The 3,766-nt window shown below is 33.7% G+C and carries 3 protein-coding genes and 1 pseudogene; 3 read left to right on the top strand and 1 reads right to left on the bottom strand.

All coding sequences use genetic code 11. From position 1 onward, the window contains the following. Window positions 1-111: 111 nt before the first annotated feature. Window positions 112-405: a hypothetical protein gene (locus AC3DU7_RS15215; protein WP_488040173.1), complete on the bottom strand. Its 294-nt coding sequence runs from the start codon at window positions 403-405 to the stop codon at window positions 112-114. Between the two features lie 4 nt (window positions 406-409). On the opposite strand from AC3DU7_RS15215, the gene AC3DU7_RS15210 reads away from it, so the two are divergent. From AC3DU7_RS15210 to AC3DU7_RS15200, 3 genes and pseudogenes are all read left to right on the top strand, one after another. Next, window positions 410-1,234: a hypothetical protein gene (locus tag AC3DU7_RS15210; protein ID WP_488040172.1), complete on the top strand. Its 825-nt coding sequence runs from the start codon at window positions 410-412 to the stop codon at window positions 1,232-1,234. 215 nt (window positions 1,235-1,449) lie between these two features. Then, window positions 1,450-2,343: a hypothetical protein gene (locus tag AC3DU7_RS15205; protein WP_488040171.1), complete on the top strand. Its 894-nt coding sequence runs from the start codon at window positions 1,450-1,452 to the stop codon at window positions 2,341-2,343. 320 nt (window positions 2,344-2,663) lie between these two features. Then, window positions 2,664-3,766: pseudogene (locus tag AC3DU7_RS15200) on the top strand (hypothetical protein); the annotation flags it as partial.

Here is a 3,766-nt window from a genome sequence, read left to right as displayed (position 1 = left end):
CTATTTCAGAATCGTAAGGTAGCAGGAATTATTCTACCTTGCTTTTTACATTGATAGTAGATGAGTGAATTATAATTAAAGCTGTCAAAAAAGTCATTTTACCATCAAAAATTATAGTGTTTTTTGGTCTAAATTTTTATTAAACTGCTCTCCTAATGATAAATAATCATTCTTTATAGTACCACTCTCACCAATCAATTCTCCAAACATTTCATAAGTATAACTAGCAACAACTTTCTCTCTCTCGTCCTCATTCTCCTCAAGAACTTTAGCATAAGAATGATTGGCATCTACCAAATAAGTAGTCTTCGCCCCATTAATACTTGAACTAACCCGAATATTCCTTTTATCAAATAAGCAAGTTAAATTAATTAAATAGTAAAGTAAGCATTCAGCTTTAATCAAAAAAATGGGGAATATTTGTATTATTGGACCTACGGGTGCGGGCAAGACTACTTATCTAGCAGGATTAGCTTATTGGCCAGAAAAAAGTCACCCAAATTTTCAAATTACAGCCATTACTAACGATGCTCAAAATTTAGCTAATAAAGCTGAAACAATTATTCTCAATGGTGCTTCTTTAGAACCGACTATTATTGATGGAATAAAAATCAAAAGTTTCTATGATTTACCTTTGTATTCTTTCCACATAGAAATCAAGCGTTGGTGGCAAAAAAAATCAGAAGAAATTAATCTAGTAGTGCGAGATTATCCAGGAGAAATTTTTAATGAATTACAAACAGGTATTTCTAATCCTTTACATCAAGAATTTCTGGATGAATGTCTAATCAAAGATAATGTTGGTTGTCTAATTTTACTCCATAAATGGGAGCCAGGAAGCGACATATTTTATAGTAATGTGATGGAGAGATTTATTAATTTAATGGATGAAAGCGATCGCTCCCAAGATTTACGTCTAGCTATAGCAATGAGTAAATGTGAAAGAGGAGAAATTTGGCCAGGCCGTCTTGACCCAGAATTAGACATATTTAAAGTGCATTTACCAAGAACAACCAGTATTTTACAAAAGCGTATTCCTCAACAAAATTTACGGTTTTATGCTATATCTACTTTTGGCGTTCTACAACGAAATGACCCCCGTCCAAATCGTACTGATGAATTAGGAAGTCCCCACTCAATTTTACGGGAACCTTTGAAATGGAAACCTTATGGTATAGTTTCACCCCTGTATTGGTTAAGTCAAGGTAAGAGGATTTCAACAATTAAGAATTAATCATTACCTCTTCTTGAAAATAAGAGGATTGACTCAAAGGAAAATTTTTATTTATTATCCCCTTAAAGGAGGCCCCCTAAATCCCCCAATTTTGGGGGACTTTTAGAAGCAAATTTAATCTTGTTCCCCCCAAATTTGGGGGGCTAGGGGGGCAAAATTTAGTATCAAAAAACTTTTCAGATATCCTCTAAACCACAATTTTTCGGTTAAAAAGAATGTTTAACTCCCTATTAAAGACCAGAATTAATAAGAATTTAAAAGAGGAAAATTGTTCTGGCATTTTACGAGTAATAGGCGATCGCGCTGCTGGTAAAACTACTTATATGGCAGCTTTGGCTAGGTGGCCAAATGCTAATTTTTCTAGTCCTGTTGAATTAGTTACTCCAGCAAATAAAGATGGAGAAGATTTGATTAAGCAAGCAAAAAATTTTATAGAGTCAGGGTTACAAATTGAACAAACTCGTCTAGCTAATGATGTGTTAGAAATTAAGGATTATAGTTTAAGAATTACTTTGAAACCCGAAGATAATTTGAGGGGATCGAATACTGTTTTGAATTTAGATATTAGTTGCAAAGATTACTCTGGAGAATTTTTCAGTGATGTACTTCAGCAAACAGATTCTCAATTACTTAGAGACTATTTAAATGATTGTTTCCCAGCAACGGGAATTATGTTGATGATTGATGGTACAACTCATCGGAAAGATTTAGAATATGCCAGAGGAGTAGATAAGCTTTTAGTAGCATTAGCAAGTCGGGATTTGTTTAGTCAAAAACGGCGTATTGCCTTGGTTTTAACTAAGTGTGAATTAGCTGATTTATGGGTAAATAGAAATAGACCAAAATTTTTAGCAGAGGCACGGTTTCCTACTATTTTTGAAAGATTAGAATCTTGGCAAAATTTGGGAATGGGTAGTGTAGAATATTTTACAACTTCTGCTTTCGGTGTGACAGGAAATAAATATTCTAAACCAAATTCTCAGCAAATTTATCGGGGTCGTGGTGGAGTAGCATCAGTATTAGAAGACTCAAAAAAATGGCGACCTTTTGGCTTAGTTTCTCCTATATATTGGATTTGTACAGGTAAACGTAATTCACAATTAGATTAGGAGAATAGGGAATAGGGAGTAGGGAGTAGGGAGTAGGGAGTAGGGGGAAAGAATTGATAGTTTATGTGCGATAATTAATTTTATTTTTTATTATCGGAGATGTCTAATATTGTTTGACTATTAATCAAGAGTCTCTCCTTAAGGACAGTGTTTAAATTAATATAGACTTTAAGGGCAAGGGAGCCAATTTTTGTAATAAGACAATTAATAAAGGTTTTATCGTAAACTAAAAGCAATAGCTGATAGCTGATTGCTGACCGCTGTTTGCGCAGCATTCCGTAGGAAATGCTTACCTATTAACACCTTCCTCAAATCAGCAAATGGAAACCATTGAAATTCACGAGTTCAGCACAGGTATAATTCCCGAAATATTACCCGATGGTAAATGGATTTCTCGGGGATTTAAAGTAGGGGAATATATGAACTTAACTTTGCCCCAAGTTCCCCATTCTGTAGGAAGAGCAATTGCTAATAAAGGCTTTGAAGTAGCCAAAGACCGTAATAGTCAAGAACCTACTTTTGTCGGGCGAGTTGTATTAAGTATAAGTAATGAAGAACCAGATTATTCAGTAGTTGCGGTAGTAACTACTGGGCAAGATGAATATGGGCGTTCGACTTCTTTTTATCGTTATTTTCTCTGTGTCGGCAAAGATAATATTTGGCAAATATTAGACTGGATAAATACTCAACAACAACAAGGTATTAATCCAGTATTTAATCCATCTGAAACTAAAGAAATTGGTAAACCAAATCAACATACAGTTACTACAAAATTAGAAATAAATTTACCCACAGAATGGCAAAATTGGCTGAGTAGTCAAGTTGTACCTGTAATAATCCCCACTGAATTATCTGACTTACAAATTATTAACAAAATGGCTGAGATTAAAGCCAACGATCTAGCTATATCATGGGCTTATAATGTCGAAGCAATTGAACGACCAGAACAATTTATTATTATTCATCCTGCTAATGCCGAAGTAGCGGCAACCCTGGCGCAAAGACAGACAACGATGATAAAAAATTCCAGGGAAAATATCTCAAAAAATATAGATGAAGCAGCTATAGAAACAGCAATTAAAGGATTAATTAGTGGTTCTCAAATCAAACAAGAATGGGTAGAAAATTTAATTTTAAAATTACAGAATGGTCAAGTTACATCAAAATATTTAAACAATCTGTTTGATAATCTGGGGGCAAGTAATGCTGTTAAACAAGGAAATGCTAATGCTCAAATGGTTAGGTTATTAACTTTAAGAGCAATTTTTATTCCTGAAACTTTACCAGAATATCTGAATTGGTTAAATATTACTGGAGATAGAAAAAAAGAAGACGAAAAACAAAAAATATCTATCAAATTACAATCTCAATTAAGAAATTATCAAAACTTATTAGAACCATTAATTGCAGCAGGAATGAATTA

Source organism: Okeania sp. (genome assembly GCF_983059655.1).
This window is presented reverse-complemented; position numbering and strand designations above follow the sequence as displayed.